The sequence below is a fragment of the Burkholderia humptydooensis genome (assembly GCF_001513745.1).
GTDB classification, from domain to species: domain Bacteria; phylum Pseudomonadota; class Gammaproteobacteria; order Burkholderiales; family Burkholderiaceae; genus Burkholderia; species Burkholderia humptydooensis.
In genome coordinates this window covers 1,641,024-1,667,180 of the sequence record NZ_CP013380.1, presented here as the reverse complement: position 1 = coordinate 1,667,180, position 26,157 = coordinate 1,641,024, and the positions used below count along the sequence as shown (strand labels likewise).

Here is a 26,157-nt window from a genome sequence, read left to right as displayed (position 1 = left end):
CAGGCGGCGCGCCCAGGTCCAGCCCGCCCGAGTAAATGCTCGATATCCGGGCTCGGACGCGAGAAAAGGCGCTATTCTTGCTGCGATCCATCCAACCGCGCGGCGGCCTGCCGTTCCGCGCTCGCTCAGGGCAACGAAACAATGTCGGTCGTCACTCGGCGCAGTGTTCGCGCCCTCGTTTTTGCCGCTGCCCTCACCGTCGCCGGATTGGCGTCGGGCTGCGGCGTGATGTGCGGCGGCGCCGGCGGGACCGGCGGATTCGCGGGCGGATGCGCGACCGGGGTGAGATTTTAGATTCTAGCCGTAGCGGAAAGCCTCTCCGCGTGACGCGAGACGCAAGCGGAACCCGTCGGCAGACGTCGGCCGCGCGCGGCGGAATCGCGATCAATGGCGTCGGTCGACGGCGCTCCGCGCTATCTCCCCGTCGCCCTGTCGCGCCATCCCGGCATACGGCGCCGCGCCGCGCAGGCCTGCGATTGTTCTCGCGCCGCCTCCTTCGCCGGATTCCGGCTGCCGGCTCATCGACTCGCGCCGCATGGGCCGATCCGTCAAGTTCCCCCTTCCCGCATATGCACTCGTCGAAAATCCGCGTCGCTCCGCCCGTCTTTGTGTCGGCCGGCCACGTCGACTGCCGCGTTGGTCGTTGTCGTCCGAACGTGGCACGCTCGCGGACGCCGCCGGCAACGGCGGCGCGAGCCCCATTCACGTCAGCGCCCGCCGAGAAAGTCCATCTTGGCAAGCGGCACGCCCTTGTGCCGCAGGATGTCGTACGCGGTCGTCGTATGGAAATAGAAATTCGGCAACGCAAAGCCAAGCAGATACGACTTGCCGTCGAACGTCATCACGCCATCGCGCAACGGCAACTCGATCGTGCGCGTCTCGCTGCCGTCGAGTTGCGCGGGCTGGATCGTCTTCAGGAAATCGATCGTCTTGCCGATGCGCGCACGCAGCTCGGCGAACGTCGTCTCCGTATCGGCGAACGACGGCACCGCGATGCCCGCGAGCCGCGCGCCGCATCCCTTCGCGGTGTCGCTCGCCCGCTGGACCTGCGCGTCGAGCGCATGCATGTCGTCGCGAAGCCGCGCGCGAACGAGCTCGGCCGGATCGACGCCCTGCGCGCGTGCGTATGCGTCGCCCTTGTCGAGCACGGCCAACAGGTTGTTCAAGCCGCGAATGAGCACGGGAATGGAGACGTCGTACATCGAAAGTGCCATGGGTTCTCCTGACGGGTTCCTGGATCGTCTGCGGGATGGCCGGCTACGGTTGACGCCGGCTCCGTAGCATAGACCGGATCGGACGGCCACGCTCGCCGCCGACGATGCTCGGCGCGAAACGAGGCTTCCCCGCACTCGGCTTTTCATCGCACATCCGGCCGGATCGCGGCATCGAGGCTCGCCCAACGAGTTGCAATTTAAAACCGGCGCATTTATTCTTCTTTTGGTTTCAATTTGCAACCACAAAGAGAGATGTCGTCATGCCAGCTCCACAAGCGGCGCCCGCCGCCCCTTCGATTCACACGACCGGTTCGTCCACGGCATCGGCAGCGTTGCCGCGCGGCACGGTCGCGCTGTTCGCCTGTGCGAGCGGCCTGAGCGTCGCCAACGTCTACTATGCGCAGCCGCTTCTCGATGCGCTTGCCGCTGATTTCGCAATCGGGCGCGCGGCGATCGGCGGCGTCATGACCGCCACGCAGATCGGCTGCGCGCTCGCGCTGCTCTTGCTCGTGCCGCTCGGCGATCTCGTCGACCGGCGGCGGCTGATGCTCGTGCAATCGCTCGCGCTCGCGGCGACGTTGATCGTTGTCGGCTTCGCGACGACGACCGCCGTGCTGCTTGCCGGCATGCTCGGCGCAGGGCTGCTCGGCACGGCGATGACTCAGGGGCTCGTTTCGTACGCGGCGAGCGCCGCAGCCTCGCACGAGCGCGGACGCGTGGTCGGCGCCGCGCAAGGCGGCGTCGTCATCGGGCTGCTGCTCGCGCGCGTGCTGGCGGGCGCCGTCAGCGACATCGCGGGATGGCGCGGCGTCTACTTCGTGTCGGCGGCGACGATGCTCGTGCTCGCGGCGCTGCTCTCGCGCAAGCTGCCCGTCCTCGCGCCGGCGTCGCCGCGCATCGGCTATCCGCGGCTGATCGCGTCGCTGTTCGTCCTGCTGCGCGACGAGCGCGTATTGCAGATTCGCGGCACGATCGCCATGCTGATGTTCGCCGCGTTCAACGTCTTCTGGAATGCACTCGTGCTGCCGCTGAGCGCGCCGCCCTACTCGTTTTCGCACACCGCGATCGGTGCGTTCGGGCTCGTCGGCGCATTGGGCGCACTCGCCGCCGCGCGCGCCGGACATTGGGCCGATCGCGGCTTCGGACAGCCGACGAGCGCCGCGGCGCTCACACTGCTGCTCGCAGCATGGCTGCCGCTCGCGTTCATGCCGGCATCGCTGTGGGCGCTCGTGCTCGGCATCGTGCTGCTCGACGTCGGCGGGCAGGCGATTCACGTGACGAATCAGAGCATGATCTTCCGCGCGCGGCCCGACGCGCACAGCCGGCTCGTCGCCGTCTACATGCTGTTCTACTCGGTTGGCAGCGGGCTTGGCGCGCTCGCGTCGACGGCCGTCTACGCGAGCGCCGGATGGCGCGGCGTCTGCATGCTGGGCGCGGCTGTCAGCGCGGCGGCGCTCGTGTTCTGGGCGGCCACGGCGAGGTTGACGCCGTGCGAATCCGCGTCGGGAAATACCGCAAACGGGCAACCCCGGTAGCGAATATCGCGATGGTAGGATCGTCCCTGTACAGGGACGATTCTGCCAACCATGCCACTCATCCGGATTTGGGCCGTCGAGCATTGCCTCGCATCGGGCGTCGCCGCGCCGATCGACATCCTGACGGCCGCCAATCGCCTCGCCACGCAAGCCGATGGCGAGCGGCACGCGCGCCCGTTCACGTGGCGCGTCGAGTCGATCGACGGCAAGCCGGTCCGCGCCGCGTCGGGCCAGATCATTCAGGTGGACGGTCGAATCGACGGCAGAAGCGTCGCCGATGCGGTCTGGCTGACCGGACCGTTCGTATCCGACATCGATCGCATCCTGAGCCGCCCCGCGCGGCTAGCGCCGCTCGTCGACGCGCTGCGGCGGCAGCACGCGCGCGGCACGCTGCTCGCGACGTATTGCACGGGCGCGTTCCTGCTCGCCGAAGCGGGCCTGCTCGACGCTCGCGTAGCCACCACGCATTGGTCGAAAGCGGCGAGCTTCCGCATGCGGTACCCGGAGGTCGAGTTGCGCGCGGCTGACGTGCTGACCGAACAGGACGGCATTCTCTGCGGCGGCGCGGTCACGTCGTATCAGAATCTCGCGCTACGTGTGGTCGACAAGCTCGGGACGCCGAAGCTTGCCGCGGCGACGGCAAAGATCATGCTGATCGACTTGAATCGCGTGTCGCAGGATTCGTTCATCGACCTGCACCGCGCCGACGGCCTGGAGCACGACGATCCCGTGGTCGCACGGGCGCAGCGCTGGATGGAGCGACATCTGCGCGAGCCGTTCGATCTGCCCCGCTTGAGCCGCCATCTTGCGCTCAGCGAGCGGACGGTCAACCGGCGTTTCAAGCAAGCCGTCGGCACGCCGCCGCTCAAGTATCTACAAACGCTCAGAATCGAAGTCGCGAAGCGGCTGCTCGAACAGAAGAAGCTGGGTATCGATGCGGTCTGCGAGCGCGTCGGATATACCGACGTCAGCGGCTTCCGGCAGTTGTTCAAGCGCGTGACGGGCATATCGCCCGGCGAATATCGACGCCGGTTCGCGCGGTGATCGCCGGTGATCCGCTTCGTCGATGGGTGTGTCTGAAATGCCCTTGTCGAATGGCAGTTCAGACACTGTCGTTGCAGCGTATGCGCTCCTAAAGTGGAACCCTGTCGCGCCGCACTCGGCGCGACTCGCCCAAACACCATTCGAGGATACATACGATGCCGATGATCGATGCATTCATACCGGAGCGCGCGCTCGCGCCGCAAGCAGAGGCGCAGTTGATGCGCGAGCTGACCGATATTCTGATCCGTCACGAGCAGCTCGATCCGGACGATCCACGCGTGCGTGACGTCACGTGGGTATTCGTGCATCGGCCCGCGGCGGTCTATCGGGCGGGTGCGCCCGCCGGCGCACCGATCTATCGGATCGTGCCGTCGGTGCCGGAAGGCCAGTACACGGATGCCGCGCGAGCCGGCCTCGTCAAGGAAGTCACTGCGGCCGTCGCGCGTGCGGAAGGCACGTCAGCGGACGAGATCGGGGCACGCGTGTGGATCTTTCCGACCGAGGTCGACGACGGCTGCTGGGGCAGCCGCGGCAGCGTGCGCCGCCTCCCCGACATCATGGAATACTTCGGCGGCGCGGCATTCAGGGCGCTCGGCGAAGCGCGCCTCGCGGTGAAGCGCCGCTCGGATGCGGCAGTCCTCGTCGAGACGATGCTACGGGTACTGAACGAGCATCCGGCCGGGCCGACGCGCGACGCCGGCTAGCGGCAGCGACGTCGCGTGTTGCCGCGCGGCCGTGGCAACACGAGTCCCGCGCCGCCGGAATTCCCGGTATCGACGACGCGCCTCGGGATTGCCTTCGAGATGAAGGGCCTGCCAGCAACCGTCGCCGTGACCGATCGGCGCGGTCCCGAAGGTTGCATGACGGATGAACAGGATCCTCACGACACCGCGCGCCAAGGCTGACTTCAAAGGACGAAAGCACGCATTTGCAGAGATCGCGTTCAATCGGATGCCAGTGCAGCAAACGCCGGCTGGTTCTTTACGCTGGGGCGTTCCAGCATTCTCGCGTACCAGCCTAGAAGGGCCCGGCACTCCGCAGGCACCGGCAATTCGACCATCGACGCGAAGAGCAAACCGCCGATCGCGGTGATGTCGGCCATCGAAAAAGCCTCTCCCGCGACATATGGCTGGCTCTTCAGAACGGCGTCGAAGTAGTGCATGCCTCTCAAGGCCTTGTCACGCTGACGGAACCCCCATTCGGGGTTCTGATACAGCTCGACCTCAGGCCCGAGCCCCGGCGTCCCGTGATGGAAATAGACGCTGACGGCGTCGAGCAGTTCCAGTTCGGCGCGCTTGCTCATCATGTGGATCACGCCCTTTTCACGCGGCGTCCTGCCGGTAAGCGTGGGCGCGCCGTCAAGCCCGTCGAGGTACTCGGTGATGGCCGTGCACTCGGCAATGCACGTCCCGTCGTCGAGTTCGAGCACCGGCAGCGTGCCCGAGTAGTTCTTGCTCGCGATGAATTCGGGCTTTTTGTGCTCCCCTTTACGCAGATCCACCATCACGAACTGCACGCGGGATTGCAGGTTCTTTTCTGCCAGGGCGATGCGCACGCGTGTCGGATAAGGCCCTCGGGGAAAGTCATAAATCTTCATCATCGGCAGTCGGGTCGGGTCAAAACTCGTCGCAGCGAAAGTCATTGCGTTTCCTCTCCACGGTTTGTACTGGAACAGATGGCACAAGGATCGTCACTTACCGCACATTCTACCTAACGATCGTTAGGGTAAACATAGAAGGTTATAATCCCTGTTGTCAAGAACCGATCCTTCGAAGCGGGGGCCGTAGCAGTGAGGAACGAAGCGAATTCAAGCTCCAGGGAGCGAATCCTGGCGGCGGCCACGAAGATGGAGCAGGCCCGCGGCTACAGCGGACTGAATTTTCGGGATCTTGCGGAGGACGTCGGCATCAGGGCCGCGAGCATCTACCATCATTTCACGAACAAGGCCGACCTCGGTGCGGCGGTGGCGCGGCGATATTGGGAGAACTCGGCGGCAGTTCTGGACGCGATGCTGGCGGAATCCGCAGATCCGGCGCGCTGCCTGCGCCGGTACCCCGAGACGTTTCGCAAGGCGCTCGTGGACGGCAATCGCATCTGCCTGTGCAGTTTCATGGCGGCCGAAAGCGACGGCCTGCCCGACGAGGTAATGAAAGAGGTTCGGACCTTTGCCGACGTGCATGTCGCGTGGCTCAGCAAGGTCTTGTCGGCCGCGAACGCGGTCAGGCCGGAGCAGAGTGAACAGCGGGCTCGCGCCATCTTCGCGGCGGTCGCCGGCGCCCAGCTCATCGCGCGGAGCCGGTCGGACATCTCCGTCTATGACGCATTGATCGAGGGCTACCGCGCTGCCGGTCTGTTGCCGGCATAGCGCTTCAAGGATTCCTGCCGGCACTTGACGGCCTTCGACCGACCGCCTCGGACGATCGATGCCGCTTTTTCTGCAGCATCGCCACAACGTGGCATGTCAATACGATCGTTGACACCTCCGACAGTATCAAGTGAGCCTCCTCTCGAACTGCCCCCGAATACCGTCTTCACTGTCTTGCAGTCGTGGCGAGCGCGGTTTCAACCCACTGAAAGCCGATACGCTCTTGCTCGAGCCGCAAATTTTTACGAATCCGGTTATCGCGCAGGTCGTTGAACAGCGCTTGCTCCCCATCGTCGAGCCGCGGCAAGTCGCGGAGCACCTGATCATGTTCCTTGCCCCATTGAGCTTCGTGGGCGATCAGCGTCGCCCGGTCCATCAGGAAAGACTTGACGTGGTCAAAGCGGCTGCGCAACTGGTCGAGGATGGCGAAGCCATGCGTGTCGATATCTCCCCAGTAGTGGATGCTGCAGCGGGAAAGCCATGCCGCTTTCGACAGCGCGTCCCATCCATAGCCTGCACCGAAGACAACGATCGCATCGGCTAGAGGCGGGAACGCGAGGAAGTTCGTCTCGTTCTCAGTGATGAAAACCCGGCGGATCGGCACGGCCAGCGCGGCAAAGCTGTCTGCATCGACTGTGATATCGGGAAGCGCAGGACCGGGCAACATGGGCAATTGCGCGTCGAGCACGCGAAACCGGATACGGTCAGGCTTTTCGAGGAAGCCGTAGCGGGCCGCGAAATGCGCACCGCCGTTTCTTTCTACCGCGACGGCCTCCAAGGGAAGTACGAGATCGAGCCATTCCGACAACACACCGCGCCACTTTTCGATGAACTTGCTGTGTACATCGGCAATGTCCACTTGTCTCAGGTAAATGCCGGGACGTGGATGCCGTACGATCCAACCGACCACTGCCAGTAAACGTTCACATTCGTCAGCCAGCTCAAGCGCCTGCAGCGGACGCCGGCGAAACCATACCAGCAGCGCCGGCTGCCGCGAGCCCACGAGGGTGAGCAAGCGGCCGAAGTGTGCCGCATCGCCACGCTTGCCGATCATCGCCAGCGCACTGTCAAGATCATCAATCCAGACTGCCTGCGGCACTCGCTGAACACCAAGGACGCGATGATTGAACTCGCGCCATTCGATCCGGATCTGCGCGACAGTGACAAGCTCAGCAATCCATTCACGCACAGCCTGGAAACGTTCGGTGAGTTCGGCCGAAGCCGGTCCCTTCAGGACGAGTCGCAGCGGAAACGCGCAGCCGGAGCGCAGGCCAGCCTTCAGTTCGCCGCGAGCGGCAAGCACGGTATTCGGCACCGCGTCGGCGTCGTCGCTAACCATGCTGCGCAACAGCTCACCTCGCTCCCACAAGCGGCGCACCTGCGCTTTCAGGTCACCGGCGGTTGTCCAGCTCACGTCGAGCCCTCCGCCTTGCGCGCGAGATGCTCCTCGATCGTCAGATTGCGCAGCTTCGAAGCACGCCCCTCATCGTTGTGCACGAAACCGACGCTGGAAACAAACGGCTCGATGATATGGATCTTCTGCAGCGGCGTAACGATCAGCAGTTGCAGATTGAGCTGCCTGAACAACTTGAGTCCGTATTGCGCGGATTCGTCCGAGCCGCGTCCGAACGCTTCGTCGATGACCACGAAGCGGAACGAGCGTGACCGTACCGCGCCCCATTCCAGACCAAATTGATACGCGAGGCTGGCCGCGAGAATCGTGTAGGCCAGCTTTTCCTTCTGCCCGCCCGACTTACCGCCCGAATCCGAATAGTGCTCGTACTCCGTATCATCTTCGCGCCAGCGCTCGCTAGCGGCAAACAGGAACCAGTTGCGCACGTCGGTGACCTTCGCCGTCCATCGGCGGTCCTGATCCGACAGGCCTTCGCGGCCGCGAAACCGGTCGATAATCGCCTTGACCTGCAGAAATTTGGCTTCGGAATACTGCGTGTCGTCCGAACCGGTCAGCGTCCCTTCCGTGCAAGCTCGCAGCTCCGCCTGGAAATCGCGGATGTCTGCGTCGGGGCTCGCCTGAGACTCCAGCACGATATAACGACCTGGGTCGTAGTCGATTTGAGCCAGCGATTCATTGATGCGGGCGATGCGCTCCTTGATCGTTTCGCGTTCCCGCGCGAGTTGCCCGTTGAAGTTGGCAATCTCGTTGATCGTGTTGATGTTCAATAGCTCCTTGAAGCGAGCCTCGAAGCGCGGAAGATCGTCGGTATTCAGGCGAGCCAGCAGCTCGCGATACTCGAACGTGGCTTCGAGGCTGGCGTCGAAGTCGGCCGTATCGAGCTTGTATGTTTCCTTGAACGTCGACATGCTCTTGATGATGCGCTCGGTGAGGCGATCCAGGCGCTTGGCCTCGGCGTCCATATGTGCCTGCAACGCGTCACGCAGCTCGCGTTCACGGTTGTCGCATGACTCGACCGAAAGCTGATGCTCGCCCAGAATCTGCGCGCGCAGCACGTCTAGCCGCTCGCGGGTATCGGGGGCGATCCCGGCCAGCCATGCCGCGGTTTGCTCCCGCAATGCTTCGGCCGCTTCGCGTCTCGCGTCGATCCCGCCTAACTCCCGGTTGACATCCGACAATGCCCTCTCGCTCTCCTTCAGCGCCGCCTGCACCGACTCGAGCTGCGCGGCCAGTTCCAGCAACGCATTGCAGGCCGCCTCCAGACGCGCTTTCTCATCCCGCAGGCGAGCGATCGTGGCCGAGCAGCTCTGCCAATCCAGTTCACGGAAATCGTTGAACTCATTGAGCGCCGCCAACACCTCCAGTTGCCGCCGCAGCGTCGTCTGATCGCCCTGCGCTTCGGCGATCTGGCTAGCGATGCCGCCAAGGCGCATCTCGAGCGCACGCAGTTGCCCTTCCAGCGCGGCGATCTTGGCGTCGTTACTCCAGCCGAGGACGTAACGGCTGCGGTCTTCGAGACGATGGCGGTCGTCTTTCTCGTGGCGTTCGCCGGGCGCCTTGACCTGACCTGTGCGAGTCAGCGCACGAGACTCGCGACGAAACTGCTCCTGCGTCGCGCAGCACGCGTAATCGAAGCGCTGTGCCAGCGCCCGCTCAAGCCAGCCGTAAAACGGCGAATCCGGTTTGATCGCGACGTTACGCACCAGCGAATCGCGATGCAGCTCGGCGATGTCCTGGTCGCGCGCGGCTCGCACGCGGAAATAGACGAGCCGTCCCGCGAGATGCGTGCGATCCACCCAGGCGGCGACATCGGAATAGTGCGCATCGGGCACGAGAAGCGAGAGGCCAAAGTTATGCAGCACCCGCTCGATCACGCCTTCCCATTCGCGCGCCTCTTCACGCACCTGGATCAGTTCGCCGGCGAACGGCATGCTGTCTTCGTCGAAACCGAGTGCCGCGCACAACGCCGCACGCATGGCGACCTGCTCCTTGGGAATATTGCTGCGCCGCGCCTTCAGGCTCGCGACTTCGTCGCCAAGCACGTCATGTTCGCGCTTGCCCTCGCGCAGCGACACGCCCCACTCGGTGATCTGGTTCTGCAGATCGGCTTCCCGCTGACTCACGCTCTCGCGCAGATCGGTCACCTGCTGCCGCTGCGCGATGAAATCAGGCTCGTTGGCAACAGCGGCCTCACCGATCGCAGCAAGCAATTGCGCGTGACGTTCGGCGCGCTGCTGGCGTCGATTGCGCTCGCGCTCCTCGTCGCGAATCGCGACAGCAAGCTGCTCCAGCCGGTCACCGCCCTGCTCGGCAATCGCACGCTTCAGGCGATCGGCCTGCGTTCGATCCTGGTCGCACTGCTCGATGCGCCGCTCCCTCTGCGTAGAAAGGCGTGCATGATCTTCCGCAAGCAACTGCAACCGTCGATCCAGCAGGCCCAGCTTCAATTCGGCGAAGTATGGCTTCAGCGCATCACGGCATACGCGCGAAGCCTCCAGTTCCACCGCCAGCGCGCCGTGCTGGTCGCAGTCCACCACCAGGGGCTTGAGCAGCTCCACCTGGCGCTTCGCCTTGAGCACTGCTTCGTGCGCGCGATTCAGATCGTCGAAGTGCGAGATCAGCGCGGCAATACGAGGCGCGACGTCGAACGGCTCGAGCATGTGGCTACGCACGAAGTCGGTCAGGTTACCGACCGACTTCATCGACACCGTCTGATGGAACAGCTCGAGCGCCTGCTCATTGTCGATGCCGAAGCGCCGGCGAAACCACGCGCCATATTTGGGAAAGGTGTCTTCGATTTGCGCACCCAGGCCGCGCAGCTTTTTGCGCAATTGCGCGATATCGGAGCCGAAGTGGACAAAGTCCGTCGCTATCGACAAATTCCGCTCGGTACCCACATAAAAACGCTCGGGTTGGCTCTGCGCCTCTTTCATCCAGAAGACCTGCGCCAGCGAGATCGTCTGGTCATACCCAGCGTTGTGGAACACGCCGAGGATCACCGAGTAGCTGTTGCGGTCCCGCAGGGAAACCGGCCTGGCTGCACCGGTCACCTCGTTGCGCTCGGACTTGTAATGCCCGAGTACGTACGAGCGCAGCGTCCGTTCCTTGCTGTCCGCGCCTGCCGCCTTGTTGTAGGCGATACGCTGGGAGGGAACCATTAGCGTCGTAATCGCGTCGACCAGCGTCGACTTGCCCGAACCGATGTCGCCCGTCAGCAGACCGTTCTTGCCGTCCAACTGCAGCGTCCATACGCGCCCGTCGAATGTGCCCCAGTTGAAAACTTCCAGGCGGGTCAGGCGAAAGCCTGAGAGCGTGTCGTCGGCGAGAAAATCCAGCTCCAGCAGTTGTGGAATCGCCTCGTTCGGCTCATTCATCGACATCACCTCCCGGCCCTGCCGTCGTGCCCGTCAGTTGCGCCTGGTACGCGGCGAGGCGGGTGTCGAAGTCCGACAGCCATTGCGCGTCGACGAACGCCTTCAGGATGCGCCGCACTTCGAAACTGGCGGCCGAGCCGCTCGCAACCTTCAACCGGCGCAGGAAGCCCAGCTCAACGATCTTGTTGATGTGTGTTTCGATCTGATCGATCAGCTTCGCTTCATTGCTGCTGTCCGGAAGGAAGACCCTGACGAGCTCGACGATGTCGTCGCGCGACAGCACCAGGCGCGTATCGCCGCCGCCGGCATCGAATTCGGCAAGCTTCTTGCGCAGCAATGCCAGCAGCAGGCTGACCGGAAACGAGACCGGCCGGCGTGCAATCAAACGCGGCAGCTTTGGCGCCGCGCCGTCTTCAGCCGGCTCGGGACGACTGCGCAGAAACGCGTAGCCTTCGGCCTCGTCCAGCACCAGTTCCAGGCCCAGTACCGACACGTAGTCCCGCACACGCGCCTGCAGGTCGAGCAACGCGCCCCACAGACGTTCATCACCCTCACGATAGATCACGCCTTTGAGCAGCGTGATCGCCAGTGTCGACAGATCGGCGTTCCCCGCCACCTCTTGTCGTTCGTCTTCCATCTTCACCTCACGAAGATCACGCGTGGCAGCCGGGCGCGTCGTGCCTTCGGCGTCTCGTCGCGACCGGTTGTTTGCCACGCGATGACTTCGTGCGTGTCTTCGTCCACGACCGTCTTGAACGCGGCGCTGCCCAGTTGCAGATACGCGACCAGTTCTGCAAGCCCCTGCTGCAGCGGGTACGATTCGATCAGCTCGCGCAGCGTCACTTGCGACCGATCCTGCAAGGCCTGGCGGATATGACCCGCGAGCTGCGCACGGTCAACCACCACTTGCGAATACAGCGCCGTATCGTCCAGATCGACGTCGCCCATTTCCAGCGCGACATCCGTGATAACCGGCTTCTGCACGGGCGTATGCAGCGGACGTTCCATCGGAAGCTCGACGTCGGATGACGACTCGGCAAGATTCATTATCTCGCCGACCGGTGGCGTGTCGCGTACCGCCAGCGCCCTGGCCTCGATGCCGCGCAGAATGTCCATGATGCGGCGGTTCTCCAGCCATGCCTGGTCATCGAGGAACCGGCGCAGTTGCTGCGACAACTGCGCGACCGTGCGCTGCGTGTGTTCGCCCGCTTCCAGCCAGTCGTAATGCACACGAGCGGTCCGGGCGTCGGGCTTCAGGTTGGCTACCACGGGCAATGCGAGCACTCGCGTGAGTCGTTCGGTAAGCTCTTCCTGGCGAGTGCTGGACATCAGGAAATCCCAGAATGCGCGGAAACTTTTGCCCTGGTCCGAGTCACCGATCGCGTCGCGCTCGCCCATGATCTCCTCCAGTAGCGCGCCCTTCGAACCCTCCCATAGCGCAATGCGCTCGCGCACGCGACGGTCGAGCATGCGGAAGTTCTGCTCCACCTCGCGAAAATCGGTCAGCAGGTCGCGCGCCAACTGCATGAATTGCTGGAAGCGATCTTTGAGGGCCGTGTCGTCCAATAGTGGAAGGTCCCCGGAATTCACTCGCGCGATCTCGGCATCGATCTCGTCTCGACGCCTATATAATTCGACCATGCGCTTTTGCGGATCGGATTCGCTGCCTTCGCTCATCTGCCGCAGCAACTCGAACAACGTCAACAGGCGCGATTCCGTGCCGACGAAGCTGCGTTCCGTTAGCGCGTCCAGCCATACGATCGCTTTTTCCGTCGCTGGCGTAAGGTCGAAGTGGGGTTCGTCCGAGCCTTGGCGGTAAAACTTGCGCAGCCAGCCTTTTTCCGGGCTTGCCCAGTCGTTGAGGTAGTCGAGCGCGCGTTTTGGATAGGCGTCCGTGCCCAGTCGATCACGCAATGCGTAAAGTTCGTCTTCGAGCACTTCGGCGAGGTCAGCGGCGGACATCACGCGCACGTTCGGAACCACGAAAACGCGATGCAGGAAGCTCGCCACCAGCGGGGCATGGTCGGAACGTAAGAGCCGCCATGCTGGATGGTGCGTGCGAAGGGTGTCGAGGGTTGAGTAGTCGAGGGGCAAGGCTCTGGTCTCGGGCCGGATCGTATCGTTTGACATGATCCGGCCGCGCGCTCATGTTGACTCGACGATTGTAACGATATGCGCATTGCACGCCCACTTCTGCATGCCTGGCGCAAGAGGAAACCCGTCGTCTCTCATCCTCAGCGGCTTCCGTCTTCGACACCGTTGCGCAGCAAAGCGTGTGAAATTTCCGACAGGGCATCTGCAAGCCGCCTTGCCGTATCCGGCGGTGGCAGGGGCAACTTAAGGCTGCGTACGCCTGTGGCAGGGTCTCGTTCGACCCATGGGTGGGCAGCATCCCCATCGTTCGACGCGCTCAGTGCGGATGCCAGTTCCACGCCGAACTGCAACAGCCCCGACCAGGGATCAGGGCGAGCGTCTTGTGGCACCGTTTCGGCAGCGATGGCTTTGGGTCGGGTCCAGGCACCGCAGGCGTGTGCTTCCGCAGTTGTCGCGTCTTCCTGCAATTCGCCGGATGCAGCGGCAGCATTCACGGCATCTTCCACCACGGCCATTGCCTCGCCCTCGCCCATGCGGCCCGTGACGTTTTCCACATCCTTCATGAAGCGGTTCAGACGTGAGCCACCGAGCGAAATTTCGCCCGTGCCGCCGTCGAGGATACCCGCTGACAGGGAGCGCTTGAAAGCCAGCACCGACAGCATGCCCTCCTCGATCGTTCCCTTGGCAACGTAGTTGATGATTCGTACAGGCTTGCGCTGCCCCATGCGATGTATACGCGCAATGCGCTGTTCAAGCACCGCCGGGTTCCATGGCAGATCCATGTTGACGAGCGTCGAAGCGTGTTGCAGGTTGAGCCCCGTGCTGCCCGCGTCCGTCGACAGGAAAACGCGGCAGTCCGGATCGTCCCGGAAACGCTCCAACAAAGCTGGCCGCCTCGCCGATGGCACGCCGCCGTGGAAGCTGACATAACCGATGCCGAGTTTCTTCAGCCGGCGAATGACGATCTCATGAGTGCGCGTCCATTGGCTGAACACCACCGCTTTCGCTTCCGGCTGGGCGAAGAGAGATTCGAACAGCGTCGCCAACTCGTCAGCCTTTACACCGTGGTCGGTTTCCTGATCCAGAAGATAGGTGCTGTTGCAGGACATGCGCATGTTTTGCAAGGCGCAGGTGAGCCGTCGCTGGTCCTGGTCCGACAGAAACTTCGTTTTGCGCCAGCGCTGGACAATTTTGGCCACGACATCCGCATTCTCCGCATGATGGGTCATCTGCATTTCGGTCATCGGCACCAGCAGGTTCTGATCGGTACGGTTCGGCAACTGACGCAACACCTCGGACTTGCGCCGGCGTATCATGATCGGCGCCAGGGTCCGGTTGATCTTTTCAAGCTTGGTGTAACCGGTCACACGTCCGGCTTCGTCCTTGACCTGATGCTCGTGCAGCAGCTTCCAGGTAGGTCCGAGGCGATGCTGATCGACGAACTGGACGATGGAAATGAGCTCTTCAACCTTATTTTCCAGTGGCGTGCCCGTCAGCACCACGGCATAGGGACTGCCGATACGCTTGAGCGCTTTCGCCGCGATGGTGTTCCAGTTCTTGATGCGCTGTGCTTCGTCCACGATCACAAGCTCCGGTTCCCATGCGGAGATCATGTCAAGGTCGGATTTCAGCTTCTCGTAGTTGGTGATCTTGCAAAAGTCTTCCTCGGCGTATTCGTTCTGCCTCTCGACGAGACTGCCTGCGACTACACGCGACGCCCGGCCGGAAAAGCGAAGAATCTCGCTCTGCCACTGATACTTGAGCGAAGTCGGGCAGACCACGAGTACCTTCGACACACCGAAATGCCGCGTCAGAATCTCCGCTGCCGCAATCGCCTGAACCGTCTTGCCCAAGCCCATTTCGTCGCAGATCAGGGCCCGCCCGGCGCGCACGGCAAACAACGCGCCTTCGGCCTGATAGGGGTAAAGCGGCACCTTGAGCAGCCTCTTCAGCAGCGGGTCGGCCGCCCCACGCGGGAACGCGGCAGTCAGCGCCGTGGCGCGACGCGACGCATCGTTGCGGCCTGCGACGAAATCGAGCGCGTCGTCGTAGGCGCGCAATTCGTGACCTGTCTTCGCCGCGTCGGCGAGAAACCGACCCAGATCGTCGAAACGAGCTTCCGGTAACCGCCACCCATCAGACACGTCGAACAACATCGCGGCAGCCTTCACCACCCTCGGCGGACAATCTGTGCCGGCGCGAAAACGGATCGTTCGCCCGCCATCGTTGCGCAGATACAGTTCCGAGAACGCCGGCTCGTAGCCGCGGGCAAACACCGCCTTGGCACCGCGTTTTCTTACCAGTCTGGACAGTGTGAATTCGATATGCTTGCAGGTACCCAATTCGTTGGTCGCATAGTCAGGACAGGCACAGAAGTTGTCGCCGGGCCGTGTCCCGCGGATTGCCACACGATAACTGGATTTCGACTCTGGATTACCGACACGAAACTCCGAGAAAAACGGCTCCGTTCCGAGATTCTCCAGGCTGAAAACCTGCTCGCGCCCGAACTGGCGACGCAAGGCGCGCTGCCAGTCAGCGGGGGGCATGTGATCCGGGGCGTGAGTACGAGAAAGCTTCAGGGCTTTAGCCGGCTTGGCAACAATGCGCTTGCTTTTCATAACTTCCGGGTGTTCATGGGTTGATAGACACCGGTCTTGACGCTTCATTCCGAACCCTGCGGCAATCCTGATTCCCTGCGATACCCGCAAGCCGACAAGCCAAGCGTCTGCTGTACCGCCCGGGTCGAAATACCGTCATCCGGCAATTTAGAATCGAGCGCCCGTAATTTATCAACCACCTCAACACATTGATTCAAAAGGGAACTTTTAAAATCCTCACTCCCACTCGATCGTCGCCGGCGGCTTGCCCGACACGTCATACACGACCCGGTTGATGCCGCGCACTTCGTTGATGATCCGGTTCGACGCGCGGCCGAGCAGCGCATACGGCAGATGCGCCCAGTGCGCGGTCATGAAGTCGGTCGTCTGCACGGCGCGCAGCGCGGCCACGTAGTCGTACGTGCGGCCGTCGCCCATCACGCCGACCGACTTCACCGGCAGGAACACCGCGAACGCCTGGCTCGTCAGGTCGTACCAGCTCCTGCCGACCTGCGAGGGCTCGCAAAGACCCGCCGCCGCATCCTGCTCGGTCGCCAACGTCCCGCGGAGCTCTTCGATGAAGATCGCGTCCGCGCGGCGCAGCAGGTCCGCGTAGTCGCGCTTCACTTCGCCGAGGATTCGCACGCCGAGGCCCGGGCCCGGGAACGGATGGCGATACACCATCTCTTCCGGCAGGCCAAGCGCAACGCCGAGTTCACGCACTTCGTCCTTGAACAGATCGCGCAGCGGCTCGAGCAGCTTCAGGCCGAGCGTTTCCGGCAGGCCGCCGACGTTGTGATGGCTCTTGATCGTCGTCGCCTTTTTCGTCTTCGCGCCGCCCGATTCGATCACGTCCGGATAGATCGTCCCTTGCGCAAGCCACTTCGCGTTCGTCAGCTTCTTCGCCTCGGCCTGGAACACTTCGACGAACTCGCGGCCGATGATCTTGCGCTTGCGCTCCGGATCGGTGACGCCCGCGAGATGGCCGAGGAATTGCTCGGACGCGTCGACGTGGACGACCTTCGCATGCAGCCGGCCCTCGAACATGTCGAGCACCATCTTGCCTTCGTTCAGGCGCAGCAGGCCATGGTCGACGAACACGCAAGTCAACTGATCGCCGATCGCACGGTGGATCAGCGCCGCCGCGACGCTCGAATCCACGCCGCCCGACAGACCGAGGATCACTTCCTCGTCGCCGACCTGCTCGCGAATTCGCGAGACCGCCTCTTCGATGTGGTCGCGCATGATCCAGTCGGGCGCAGCGCCCGCGATGTCGAGCACGAAGCGCTCGAGCAGCTTGCGGCCCTGCACCGTGTGCGTGACTTCCGGGTGGAACTGCACCGCGTAGTAACCGCGCGCCTCGTCGGCCATGCCGGCGATCGGGCAGTTCGGCGTCGACGCCATCAGCGCGAAGCCCGGCGGCATCTCGGCGACCTTGTCGCCGTGGCTCATCCACACCTTCAGCATTCCATGGCCTTCCGGCGTCGCGAAGTCCTGGATGCCGTCGAGCAGGCGCGTGTGGCCGTGCGCGCGCACTTCCGCATAGCCGAACTCGCGATGATCGCTCCACTCGACCTTGCCGCCCAGTTGCACGGCCATCGTCTGCATTCCGTAGCAAATGCCGAGCACGGGCACGCCGAGATCCCACACCGCCTGCGGCGCGCGCAGTTGATGGTCCTCATAGGTGCTCGCGTGGCTGCCGGACAGAATCACGCCCTTCGGTGCGAATTCGCGGACGAAGTCGTCGGAGACGTCGTTCGGATGGATCTCGCAGTAGACGTGCGCTTCGCGGACGCGCCGCGCGATCAGTTGGGTGACTTGCGAACCGAAGTCGAGAATCAGGATTTTGTCGTGCATGGCAGCGGACGGAGAAAAGAACAATGGAATAACAAAAGCAGCGCACGAGGCGCTGCATCGAACACGTATCCGGGCGATCGCGCCGCCGCGAAGCGCGGTGGCCTGACAGTCGGGAAAGCCGGGCCGGTCACGGTTGCGACGGCGGTCGCGCCGTGTCGCCGAACTCGCTCGCCGCGGCCGGCGCGGCGCTCGTTGCCGATGCGGCGCCCGACGATCCGGCCACTGCATCCGCGCGCGACACGTCCGGCTCGATCCGCGCGGCGGCGGGCGGCGTCACGGCCGGCTCCGAAGCGCGCTTCGACGCGACGCGCGCCTCGCCCGCCTGCGCCACCTGCGCCTTCTCGCGCCGCCGCACCGCGGCCGCGAGCCGCACGCCGCCGAGACCGACCACGAGCAGCACGGCCCCCGCGACGACCGACACGAATTGACCGAACGACGACAACTGCGGCGAGCGAATCGCGAGCAGCCACACGAACATCACGACGCCCGTGAGCCAGTTCACGTGCCCGACCGCGCGCGCGACGCCCGCAGTCAGATCGCCGTTGAAAGCCGCGTGCGCGGACAGCCATGCGAGCCCGAGGAGCGCGATGCCGAACGCCTGGCCGACCATCGCGGGATCGACGGTGACGAGTTGCAGCGCGTCATACAGCGCTTTCCACGGGGTCAGCACGAACAGCGCGCCGAAAGCGGCAAGCAGTACGGCATCGATCAGGAGAACGGCGCGCAGCAACGGTTTCATCGGCGATCAGTCCACGTGATAGTTGGGGGCTTCCTTCGTGATCTGCACGTCGTGCACGTGCGACTCGCGCATGCCGGCCGCGGTGATCTGGACGAACTCGGCCTTGTCGTGCAGCTCGGCGATCGTCTTGCAGCCGCAGTAGCCCATGCTCGCGCGCACGCCGCCGATCAACTGGAAGAGGATCGCGTTGACCGAGCCCTTGTACGCGACGCGGCCTTCGATGCCTTCCGGCACGAGCTTGTCGATGTTCGCGGAGTTGTCCTGGAAGTAGCGGTCCGCCGCGCCGTCCTTCATCGCGCCGACCGAGCCCATGCCGCGATACGACTTGTACTGGCGGCCCTGATACAGGAACACGTCGCCCGGCGCTTCTTCCGTGCCGGCGAACATGCTGCCCATCATCACCGCGTTCGCGCCGGCGGCAAGCGCCTTCGACACGTCGCCCGAGAAACGGATGCCGCCGTCGGCGATGCACGGCACGCCAGTGCCGCGCAGCGCGTCCGACACGTTCGCGATCGCGCTGATCTGCGGCACGCCGACGCCCGCGACGATCCGCGTCGTGCAGATCGAGCCCGGGCCGATGCCGACCTTCACCGCGTCCGCGCCGTATTCGACGAGCGCCTTCGCAGCGGCCGCGGTCGCGATGTTGCCGCCGATCACTTCGACCTTCGGGAAGTTCTGCTTGACCCAGCGCACGCGCTCGAGCACGCCCTTGCTGTGGCCGTGCGCGGTATCGACGACGATCACGTCGACGCCCGCCTGCACGAGCAGCTCGACACGCTCCTCGTTGTCCGGACCGACGCCGACCGCCGCGCCCGCGCGCAGCTTGCCGTGCTCGTCCTTGCACGCTTCCGGGTGCTCGGTCTGCTTCGTGATGTCCTTGACCGTCATCAGGCCGCGCAGCTCGAACGCCGCGTTGACGACGAGCACGCGTTCGAGGCGATGGCTGTGCATCAGCGCCTTCGCCTCGGCGAGCGGCGTGCCTTCGACAACCGTCACGAGACGCTCGCGCGGCGTCATGATCGACTTGACCGGCTCGTCGAGGCGGGTTTCGAAGCGCAGATCGCGGTTCGTCACGATGCCGACGAGCTTCGGACCTTCGACGACCGGGAAGCCCGAGATGCCGTGCTGGCGCGACAGCGCGATCACGTCGCGCACCTTCATGCTCGGCGGGACGGTGATCGGATCGCGCACGACGCCCGATTCGAAGCGCTTGACCTTCGCGACCTCGCGCGCCTGCTCGACGGGGGTGAGATTCTTGTGGACGATGCCGACGCCGCCTTGCTGCGCCATCGCGATCGCGAGACGGCCTTCGGTGACCGTGTCCATTGCGGCGGACACGAGCGGCATGTTCAGGGAGATGTGGCGAGTCAGTTGGGTCTTGAGGCTGGTGTCGCGCGGCAGAACGTCGGAGAACGCCGGGACGAGGAGCACGTCATCGAACGTGAGTGCTTTTTGGATCAGACGCATGGCAAATCCTATAGGCGCAAAAGCGAATTATACGCGATGCCCGGCTAATTTTCACAACACGAACAACGGCTTAGCCGTTTCTCCCGCTTGCTCGCCGTTTGCCCCCCGAATTGCTCGGATTCCAGTTCGAGTCGTTTTCGAGCCGGTTTCGTTTCGGCCGGCATCGCGCGGGTTCGCGCCGAATGGCAGAAATGTGCCGGATGCGTCGGACGCGCCGCGCCCATCGCACGCGACGTCAACCCAGGCCCGCCGCACGCGCGACCATGACCGCGCCCATCGCGGCGACGCCCCCGCCGATCATGCGCGCAGCGCGCTCGCCCGCCGGCGCGAGGCGCTCGACGGCGATCGCGGCGGTCACGGCGGCCATCGCGCGCCAATCCATGATCCCGGCGACGAGGAGGCTCGTGGTGAGGCCCGCGCTACAGCAACAGCAGCGAACGCCGAAGCGCACACCCTGTCGCCACGCCGCGCCAACGCTCGCCGGCGACGGACCGCCGCAACGCGCCGCATCGCGGCAGCACGCCAGATGGCGCGCCTTCCACGCGGTGAACTGAAGCGCGCCCGCGCCGAGCACGATCGCGCCGCCCGCGGCCGGAGCCGCGCGGGCGAGCGCCGGCATGCGCAACTCGAGCGCCGCCAGCGCCGCGCCGAGCGCATGGACAGCGAGGCCGGCCACGGCCCACACGAAACCGTACCCCGCGGCGACCGACGCGGCCCGCAGCCCGGCGCGCGCCCCGCCCGCGAGGCCCAGCCGCCGGACGGATCGCCCGCCGCGCCACAGCATCGGCGCGAACGACGGCAGCATCATCGCCGCCATCATCGTGATCCACATGCCGACGAACGACGCCGCCGAGCCGCCCCACGTCCGTCCGCACAGCCGCGTCCACATCGCCGACAACATCCAGCCGCCGGGCATCGGTGTCTCGCCCGTCGAGGGCGTCGGTGCAAGCCATCCGAGCGCCGCCTCCGCCGCAACCAACAGCGCAATCAACAGCGCCGCGGATACGCCCCGGCGCGCGCCGTCAGCGCCCGTCGTACTCGTCATGGCGACGCCACCACACGCCCGTTTCGTTGCGCCCCTTCGGCGCGCGGTCGAGCCACTGGTACATGCCCCAGAGTCCGTCCAGCCCGCGCGCGTACGTCGAATACGTGTGATAGACGGCGCCGTCCTCGAGCACGAACGCGCTCATCCCCGGCCGCTCGCGCGCGTACGTGCGCGCGTCGGTCCCGCAGGTGGCCGCGAATTCGGCAACGGGCGCAGGCGCGGGCGTCGCGTCCATCGCGTGGCCGCCGCGCCGGTAGTTGTATTCGACGCGCCCGTTGCGCTGCTGCGCGTCAGTAAACGACACGTTGAAGTCGTAGTTGAAGTCGCTGTCGCGCGACGACGCCCACGGAAACGTCCATCCCATGCGCTTCCGGTACGCCTGCAGCTTCGCGAGCGGCGCGCGCGACACCGCCGCGAGCGTGACGTCGTGATGCGCGAGGTGGACGACGAAGCCGTCGAAGCCGTCCGCGATCGCCGAGCACGACGGGCATCCCGCCGTGTAGTCGGGGCCGAACATGAAGTGGTAGACGAGCAGTTGCGAGCGGCCGCGGAAAAGCTCCGCGAGCGATGCGTCGCCCTCGTCGGTGTCGAATCGATACGCCTTGTCGACGCGCACCCACGGCAACGCCGCGCGCTGCCGCGCGAGCGCGTCGCCGCGCCGCGTGTGCGCCTTTTCCGCATCGAGCAGTTCGAGCCGCGCGGCGAGCCATTCGTCGCGCGTGCCGATCGTGTGTGTCGTCATCGTTCGTCCCTCCTTTTCGTCTGCGCCGCGCGCCGCTCGATCGGTCCGCGATCCGGCGCGCGGGTTGCTTGATCGCGTGGTGGTAGATTAGTCGCGTGCTTCGAACGGTGGGAGTGACAAGTGTGGCGGGATTCCGATGGACTCGCTGATCACGGCCGCGGCGCGCGCGCTCGCGGCGGGTGATCCGCTCGGCGCGCTGAACCGCGTCGCGCTGCGCGACGATGCGCCCGCGCTCGCGCTGCGCGGCGTCGCGATGGCGCAGCTCGGCGATTTCGTCCGGGCGAAGGCGCTCGTGCGGCGCGCGGCCCGCGCATTCGGCCCGAAGGAGGCGCTCGCCCGTGCGCGATGCGTCGTCGCCGAAGCCGAGATCGCGCTCGCATCGCGCGAGCTCGGCTGGCCCGAGAAGGCGCTCGACGCGGCGCGCGCGACGCTCGATGCGCATGGCGACCGCGTCAACGCCGCGCACGCGCGGTATCTCGCGGTCCGTCGCCTGTTGCTGATCGGCCGCGTCGGCGAGGCCGAGCGCATGCTCGCCACGCTCGATGCCGCCGCCTGCCCGCCCGCCTTGCAGGCCGCCCACGAGCTGATCGTCGCGGGCATCGCGCTGCGGCGCATCGAGACGAAACCCGCGCGCGCGGCGCTCGCCCGCGCCGAACGCGCGGCGCGCGTCGCCGGCATTCCCGCGCTCGCGGCCGAAGTCGAACATGCGTTTCGCGCCCTCGACACGCCCGCCGCGCGCCTCATCACGCGCGGCGAAACACGCGCGCTGCGGCTCGACGACGTCGAGGCATGGCGCACGTCGACGTCGCTCGTCGTCGACGCGTGCCGTCACGTCGTGCACGACGCGCGCACGACGGTCCCGCTCGCGAGACGCCCCGTCCTGTTCGCGCTCGCCCGCGCGCTCGGCGAAGCCTGGCCGGACGACGTGCCGCGCGAGGCGCTCGTCGCCCGCGCGTTCCGCGCGAAGCGCATCGACGAATCGCATCGCGCGCGCCTGCGCGTCGAGATCGGACGGCTGCGCGCGCTGCTCGGCGAACTGGCCGACATTCGCGCGACGAAGCGGGGATTCGCGCTGACGCCGTGCACGGCGCGCGACGTGGCCGTGCTCGCACGCCCGGTCGAAGACGCGCACGCGACGGTACTCGCCCTCCTCGCCGACGGCGAGTCGTGGTCGAGCTCCGCGCTTGCGCTCGCGCTCGGCGCGAGCCAGCGCACCGTGCAGCGCTCGCTCGACGCGCTCGCGACGGCCGGCAAGGCGCAGTCGTTCGGCCGCGGCCGCGCGCGCCGCTGGACGACTCCGCCCGTGCCGGGATTCGCGACGACCTTGTTACTCCCCGCGCCGCTGCCGGGCGATTAGGATGACGCCATCGAGCAACCGGGAGACGGACATGAAGCGATCGACCGCCGAAATCATTCGGGAATACGGCCCGTTTCCGGGCGTCGACGGCGTGCACGGCGTCACATACGACGGCCACCGGGTATGGTTCGCATCCGGCGACAGGCTGAACGCGCTCGACCCGGCGAGCGGAACGGCGCTGCACTCGATCGACGTCGCCGCGCACGCCGGCACCGCGTTCGACGGCCGGCATCTGTATCAGATCGCGGAGGACCGCATTCACAAGATCGACCCGGACACGGGCCGCGTGCTCGCGACGATTCCCGCGCCCGGCGGCGGCGACTCCGGGCTCGCGTGGGCCGAGGGCGCGCTCTGGGTCGGCCAGTATCGCGAACGCCGGATTCATCAGATCGATCCCGAAACGGGCGCGATTCTTCGGACGATCGAATCGAACCGCTTCGTCACCGGCGTCACGTGGGTCGACGGCGAGCTCTGGCATGGCACGTGGGAAAACGACGAGAGCGAGCTGCGCCGCGTCGATCCGCGAACGGGCGACGTGCTGGAGGCGCTCGGGATGCCGGCGGGCGTCGGCGTATCGGGGCTCGAATCCGACGGCGGCGACCGGTTCTACTGCGGCGGCGGAAACAGCGGAAAAGTGCGGGCCGTCCGCCGCCACGCGCGCGACGCCGCGACTCGCGGCGACACCGGGCGCGCCGCCGGCTCGGCCGACGCGTAGCCGCGGCAATGCGCGCCCCCGGCCGACGCGCCGCATCGGCCGAGTGCAGGAATGAACAAGACGAACACCGCCCCGCACCGCTATGATGCGCGCTCGTCAGTGGAATGGTCGGAGAATTCGATGCGGCGCGGTGTGGTATATGGCGTATTGGCAGGCGCCTTGTGGGGAATGGTGTTTCTCGTGCCGCGGCTCCTGACCGATTTCTCGCCGCTGTTGCTGAGCGTCGGCCGCTACGCGATGTACGGCCTCGTATCGCTCGCGGCCGCGCTGCCGGCCGCCCGCTCGCTCGCCGCGCGCCTCACGCGCGACGATCTCGTCGCGCTCGTGAAGCTCGCGCTCGTCGGCAACGTCGCGTACTACATGCTGCTGTCGAGCGCCGTGCACCTGATCGGCATCGCGCCCAGTTCGCTGATCGTCGGCGTGCTGCCCGTCACCGTCACGCTCGCGGGCCTGGGCGACTACGGCGCGGTGCCGCTCAAGCGGCTCGCGGGTCCGCTCGCGCTCGTCATCGCCGGCATCGTGTGCATCAACGTCGATCTGTTCACGTCCGAAGCCGCGCACGCGACGACGCTCGCGCAAAAGCTCGCCGGCATCGCATGCGCGGCGGGCGCGCTCGCGAGCTGGACGTGGTACGCGGTCGCGAACGCCCGCTATCTGCAACGCCATCACCATTTCGACGGCAACGAATGGTCGGTGCTGTGGGGCGTCGTCACGGGCCTGATCGGCGGGCTGTGCTGGATCGGCATCGCCGCGCTGCCGGCCGGCGCGCTGCAGCCCGCGCTGCCCGCATCGCGCTGGCAGTTGTTCTGGCTGCTGAATCTCGGCCTCGCGATCGGCGCATCGTGGCTCGGCAACGGGCTGTGGAACGCGGCGTCGAAGCGGCTGCCGCTCACGCTATCGGGCCAGTTGATCGTGTTCGAAACCGTTTTCGCGCTGCTGTACGGCTTCGTCTTCGATCACCGGTTGCCGCGCGCGCTCGAGATCGCGGCGCTCGTGCTGCTGCTCGCGGGCGTCTACGGGTCGGTGCGCCGGCACGGCGACAAGCGCGCGGCCGACGATCCGCTCAACGCGAACCTCGGCGCGCACTGAGCGCGGACGCCGCGCATTTCATCGGATGTTTGGCCGGACCGCTCGGCGAAACGCGTTGACGATAGCCTTGACGAATAGGCGGCGACGGATTTCGTCAGGCGAATCGCCCACGCTGCGCGCCGCTCAGCGCGAATCCTTCGGCAGCCACTTGCGGCCCTCGATTGATCCCTCGCGGCGGGTCTTGTCGACGCGGCGCTGCCGCGCAACCTTCGGATCGACGATGAGCGGCCGGTAGAGCTCGACGCGATCGCCGTCGGCGACGGGTGCGTCGAGCGGCGCGAGCTTGCCGAAAATGCCCGTCTTCAGCGTCGCGAGGTCGACGTCGGGATGCAGCGCGAGCACGCCGCTCGCGAGGATCGCGTCGCGCACGGTCGCGCCGGCCGGCACGTCGACGGCGACGAGCGTCTGCCGCTCGGGCAGCGCATAGCAGACCTGAACCTTCGGCATGTGCGTCACCCCTTGCCGTAGCGCTGATCGGCGCGCTTCACGAACGATTCGACGAACGTATTCGCGATGTGCGTGAACACGGGACCGATGATCTTCTCGAGGATGATGCTCGAGAACTCGTAGTGCAGCGCGAACTCGATCTTGCACGCGTCCGCGCGCAGCGGCGTGAAGCGCCAGTAGCCGGTGAACTTGCGAAACGGCCCGTCGGCGAACTCCATGTCGATCCGGGTCGGGCGCTGTTGCGTGTTGTGGGTCGCGAAATGCTGCTTGATGCCCTTGAAATTGATGTCGATCCGCGCCTCCATCCCGGTTTCGTCGCGGCGGCGAATCTCGACGCCGCCGCACCAGGGCAGGAAGTTCGGGTAATCGGCCACGTCGGTGACGAGGTCGAACATCTGTTCCGCCGAATGGCGGATCAATACGGTTTTCTGGACATCTGCCATAAATCGCGCGGCATCGCAAAGGTAAACGAGCAAGCCGGGCCAACGCCGCCCCGCTTTGCTAAAATCGTGATTTTAAACGAGTTGGCCATTTCCCTTCATGAGCATCATCGACAATAGAAAAGCGTTCTTCGATTACCACATCGAAGAACGCTATGAAGCGGGGCTCGTGCTCGAGGGGTGGGAGGTCAAGGCGCTGCGCGCCGGGCGCGGCCAGATCAAGGAAGGCTACGTCGTCGTGAAGAACGCGGAGATCTTCCTGATCGGCACGCACATCAGCCCGCTGCCCGAGGCCTCGACGCACATCAAGCCCGATCCCGTCCGCACCCGCAAGCTGCTGCTGCATCGCGACGAGATCAAAAAGCTGATCGGCAAGGTCGAGCAGCGCGGCTACACGCTCGTGCCGCTGAACTTCCACTACAAGGGCGGTCGCGTGAAATGCGAGATCGGCCTGGCGAAGGGCAAGAAGCTGCACGACAAGCGCGAAACCGAGAAGAAGCGCGATTGGGAACGCGAGAAGGCGCGAATCATGCGGTCGGCCACGTGACGCGCGACGTTTTGCCGCACGCGCCGCACGAACTGAACTGCACGAGCCGCGCCGAAATCGAAACGGCCTGCTTCG

At 65.3% G+C, this 26,157-nt stretch carries 22 protein-coding genes; 8 read left to right on the top strand and 14 right to left on the bottom strand.

Annotation, left to right across the window (positions count from 1 at the left end):
* Positions 1-707: 707 nt before the first annotated feature.
* Positions 708-1,214 carry a DUF1993 domain-containing protein gene (locus AQ610_RS07635; protein WP_009912812.1) on the bottom strand — a complete coding sequence of 169 codons (507 nt, stop codon included), beginning with the start codon at positions 1,212-1,214 and terminating at the stop codon, positions 708-710.
* 260 nt (positions 1,215-1,474) lie between these two features.
* Here AQ610_RS07635 and AQ610_RS07630 point away from each other — a divergent pair, with 260 nt between their 5' ends.
* The 3 genes from AQ610_RS07630 to AQ610_RS07620 all read left to right on the top strand — a co-directional run bounded on the left by AQ610_RS07630 (position 1,475) and on the right by AQ610_RS07620 (position 4,497).
* Positions 1,475-2,749, top strand: coding sequence for an MFS transporter (locus AQ610_RS07630; protein ID WP_231748956.1), 1,275 nt, complete (start codon positions 1,475-1,477; stop codon positions 2,747-2,749).
* Between the two features lie 51 nt (positions 2,750-2,800).
* Positions 2,801-3,793: a GlxA family transcriptional regulator gene (locus AQ610_RS07625; RefSeq protein ID WP_006026102.1), complete on the top strand. Its 993-nt coding sequence runs from the start codon at positions 2,801-2,803 to the stop codon at positions 3,791-3,793.
* Positions 3,794-3,948: 155 nt separating this feature from the next.
* On the top strand, positions 3,949-4,497 hold the full coding sequence (locus AQ610_RS07620) for a tautomerase family protein (protein WP_006026101.1): 549 nt from the start codon (positions 3,949-3,951) through the stop codon (positions 4,495-4,497).
* 239 nt (positions 4,498-4,736) lie between these two features.
* Here AQ610_RS07620 and AQ610_RS07615 read toward each other — a convergent pair whose 3' ends face one another.
* Positions 4,737-5,435, bottom strand: coding sequence for a glutathione S-transferase (locus AQ610_RS07615; protein WP_006026099.1), 699 nt, complete (start codon positions 5,433-5,435; stop codon positions 4,737-4,739).
* A 147-nt stretch (positions 5,436-5,582) separates the two neighbouring features.
* On the opposite strand from AQ610_RS07615, the gene AQ610_RS07610 reads away from it, so the two are divergent.
* The gene (locus AQ610_RS07610; protein WP_043282425.1) at positions 5,583-6,158 is read left to right on the top strand and encodes a TetR/AcrR family transcriptional regulator; all 576 of its coding nucleotides are present in this window, start codon (positions 5,583-5,585) and stop codon (positions 6,156-6,158) included.
* A gap of 166 nt (positions 6,159-6,324) precedes the next feature.
* Here AQ610_RS07610 and AQ610_RS07605 read toward each other — a convergent pair whose 3' ends face one another.
* From AQ610_RS07605 to AQ610_RS07560, 10 genes are all read right to left on the bottom strand, one after another.
* Positions 6,325-7,572, bottom strand: a complete 1,248-nt coding sequence (locus AQ610_RS07605) for a Wadjet anti-phage system protein JetD domain-containing protein (RefSeq protein WP_009912816.1) — start codon at positions 7,570-7,572, stop codon at positions 6,325-6,327.
* Positions 7,569-10,952, bottom strand: coding sequence for an ATP-binding protein (locus AQ610_RS07600; RefSeq protein ID WP_006026096.1), 3,384 nt, complete (start codon positions 10,950-10,952; stop codon positions 7,569-7,571). Before AQ610_RS07600 ends, AQ610_RS07605 begins: the two co-directional genes overlap by 4 nt.
* Complete coding sequence (locus AQ610_RS07595) at positions 10,939-11,583, bottom strand: DUF4194 domain-containing protein (protein ID WP_006026095.1); 645 nt, start codon at positions 11,581-11,583, stop codon at positions 10,939-10,941. The genes AQ610_RS07600 and AQ610_RS07595 overlap by 14 nt, the downstream gene beginning before the upstream one ends.
* Before the next feature lie 2 nt (positions 11,584-11,585).
* Positions 11,586-13,040 carry a DUF3375 domain-containing protein gene (locus tag AQ610_RS07590; RefSeq protein ID WP_009912819.1) on the bottom strand — a complete coding sequence of 485 codons (1,455 nt, stop codon included), beginning with the start codon at positions 13,038-13,040 and terminating at the stop codon, positions 11,586-11,588.
* Positions 13,041-13,180: 140 nt separating this feature from the next.
* Positions 13,181-15,706, bottom strand: coding sequence for a DEAD/DEAH box helicase (locus AQ610_RS07585; protein WP_006026093.1), 2,526 nt, complete (start codon positions 15,704-15,706; stop codon positions 13,181-13,183).
* A 168-nt stretch (positions 15,707-15,874) separates the two neighbouring features.
* Positions 15,875-17,494 (bottom strand): glutamine-hydrolyzing GMP synthase, encoded by a 1,620-nt coding sequence (guaA, locus tag AQ610_RS07580; RefSeq protein ID WP_006026092.1) that lies wholly within the window; start codon positions 17,492-17,494, stop codon positions 15,875-15,877.
* Between the two features lie 127 nt (positions 17,495-17,621).
* Positions 17,622-18,233, bottom strand: a complete 612-nt coding sequence (locus AQ610_RS07575) for a hypothetical protein (protein ID WP_043282422.1) — start codon at positions 18,231-18,233, stop codon at positions 17,622-17,624.
* A gap of 6 nt (positions 18,234-18,239) precedes the next feature.
* Positions 18,240-19,700, bottom strand: coding sequence for an IMP dehydrogenase (gene guaB / locus AQ610_RS07570; protein ID WP_006026090.1), 1,461 nt, complete (start codon positions 19,698-19,700; stop codon positions 18,240-18,242).
* A gap of 235 nt (positions 19,701-19,935) precedes the next feature.
* Positions 19,936-20,745 carry a DUF2182 domain-containing protein gene (locus AQ610_RS07565; RefSeq protein WP_045554836.1) on the bottom strand — a complete coding sequence of 270 codons (810 nt, stop codon included), beginning with the start codon at positions 20,743-20,745 and terminating at the stop codon, positions 19,936-19,938.
* Positions 20,723-21,487: a DUF899 domain-containing protein gene (locus AQ610_RS07560; RefSeq protein ID WP_006026088.1), complete on the bottom strand. Its 765-nt coding sequence runs from the start codon at positions 21,485-21,487 to the stop codon at positions 20,723-20,725. The genes AQ610_RS07565 and AQ610_RS07560 overlap by 23 nt, the downstream gene beginning before the upstream one ends.
* Before the next feature lie 136 nt (positions 21,488-21,623).
* On the opposite strand from AQ610_RS07560, the gene AQ610_RS07555 reads away from it, so the two are divergent.
* The 3 genes from AQ610_RS07555 to AQ610_RS07545 all read left to right on the top strand — a co-directional run bounded on the left by AQ610_RS07555 (position 21,624) and on the right by AQ610_RS07545 (position 24,648).
* The gene (locus AQ610_RS07555; RefSeq protein WP_006026087.1) at positions 21,624-22,844 is read left to right on the top strand and encodes a hypothetical protein; all 1,221 of its coding nucleotides are present in this window, start codon (positions 21,624-21,626) and stop codon (positions 22,842-22,844) included.
* Positions 22,845-22,875: 31 nt separating this feature from the next.
* Positions 22,876-23,559, top strand: coding sequence for a Vgb family protein (locus AQ610_RS07550; RefSeq protein ID WP_043282421.1), 684 nt, complete (start codon positions 22,876-22,878; stop codon positions 23,557-23,559).
* 120 nt (positions 23,560-23,679) lie between these two features.
* Positions 23,680-24,648 (top strand): DMT family transporter, encoded by a 969-nt coding sequence (locus AQ610_RS07545; RefSeq protein WP_043282496.1) that lies wholly within the window; start codon positions 23,680-23,682, stop codon positions 24,646-24,648.
* Positions 24,649-24,771: 123 nt separating this feature from the next.
* Here AQ610_RS07545 and AQ610_RS07540 read toward each other — a convergent pair whose 3' ends face one another.
* A complete protein-coding gene (locus AQ610_RS07540; protein ID WP_009912827.1) occupies positions 24,772-25,095 on the bottom strand; it encodes an RnfH family protein in 324 nt (107 codons plus the stop codon).
* 5 nt (positions 25,096-25,100) lie between these two features.
* Positions 25,101-25,538, bottom strand: a complete 438-nt coding sequence (locus AQ610_RS07535) for a type II toxin-antitoxin system RatA family toxin (RefSeq protein ID WP_006026083.1) — start codon at positions 25,536-25,538, stop codon at positions 25,101-25,103.
* A 97-nt stretch (positions 25,539-25,635) separates the two neighbouring features.
* Here AQ610_RS07535 and smpB point away from each other — a divergent pair, with 97 nt between their 5' ends.
* Positions 25,636-26,082 (top strand): SsrA-binding protein SmpB, encoded by a 447-nt coding sequence (smpB, locus tag AQ610_RS07530; protein WP_006026082.1) that lies wholly within the window; start codon positions 25,636-25,638, stop codon positions 26,080-26,082.
* The last annotated feature ends 75 nt before the right edge of the window (positions 26,083-26,157 follow it).

Coding starts and splice junctions, on each gene's coding strand:
- AQ610_RS07540 (WP_009912827.1), bottom strand. CDS start 25,095: ATGCCGAAGGTTCAGGTCTGCTATGCGCTGCCCGAGCGGCAGACGCTC.
- AQ610_RS07635 (WP_009912812.1), bottom strand. CDS start 1,214: ATGGCACTTTCGATGTACGACGTCTCCATTCCCGTGCTCATTCGCGGC.
- AQ610_RS07620 (WP_006026101.1), top strand. CDS start 3,949: ATGCCGATGATCGATGCATTCATACCGGAGCGCGCGCTCGCGCCGCAA.
- AQ610_RS07585 (WP_006026093.1), bottom strand. CDS start 15,706: ATGAAGCGTCAAGACCGGTGTCTATCAACCCATGAACACCCGGAAGTT.
- guaA (WP_006026092.1), bottom strand. CDS start 17,494: ATGCACGACAAAATCCTGATTCTCGACTTCGGTTCGCAAGTCACCCAA.
- AQ610_RS07565 (WP_045554836.1), bottom strand. CDS start 20,745: ATGACGAGTACGACGGGCGCTGACGGCGCGCGCCGGGGCGTATCCGCG.
- AQ610_RS07560 (WP_006026088.1), bottom strand. CDS start 21,487: ATGACGACACACACGATCGGCACGCGCGACGAATGGCTCGCCGCGCGG.
- AQ610_RS07600 (WP_006026096.1), bottom strand. CDS start 10,952: ATGTCGATGAATGAGCCGAACGAGGCGATTCCACAACTGCTGGAGCTG.
- smpB (WP_006026082.1), top strand. CDS start 25,636: ATGAGCATCATCGACAATAGAAAAGCGTTCTTCGATTACCACATCGAA.
- AQ610_RS07575 (WP_043282422.1), bottom strand. CDS start 18,233: ATGAAACCGTTGCTGCGCGCCGTTCTCCTGATCGATGCCGTACTGCTT.
- AQ610_RS07535 (WP_006026083.1), bottom strand. CDS start 25,538: ATGGCAGATGTCCAGAAAACCGTATTGATCCGCCATTCGGCGGAACAG.
- AQ610_RS07625 (WP_006026102.1), top strand. CDS start 2,801: ATGCCACTCATCCGGATTTGGGCCGTCGAGCATTGCCTCGCATCGGGC.
- AQ610_RS07630 (WP_231748956.1), top strand. CDS start 1,475: ATGCCAGCTCCACAAGCGGCGCCCGCCGCCCCTTCGATTCACACGACC.
- AQ610_RS07545 (WP_043282496.1), top strand. CDS start 23,680: ATGCGGCGCGGTGTGGTATATGGCGTATTGGCAGGCGCCTTGTGGGGA.
- AQ610_RS07555 (WP_006026087.1), top strand. CDS start 21,624: ATGGACTCGCTGATCACGGCCGCGGCGCGCGCGCTCGCGGCGGGTGAT.
- AQ610_RS07550 (WP_043282421.1), top strand. CDS start 22,876: ATGAAGCGATCGACCGCCGAAATCATTCGGGAATACGGCCCGTTTCCG.
- AQ610_RS07595 (WP_006026095.1), bottom strand. CDS start 11,583: ATGGAAGACGAACGACAAGAGGTGGCGGGGAACGCCGATCTGTCGACA.
- AQ610_RS07615 (WP_006026099.1), bottom strand. CDS start 5,435: ATGACTTTCGCTGCGACGAGTTTTGACCCGACCCGACTGCCGATGATG.
- guaB (WP_006026090.1), bottom strand. CDS start 19,700: ATGCGTCTGATCCAAAAAGCACTCACGTTCGATGACGTGCTCCTCGTC.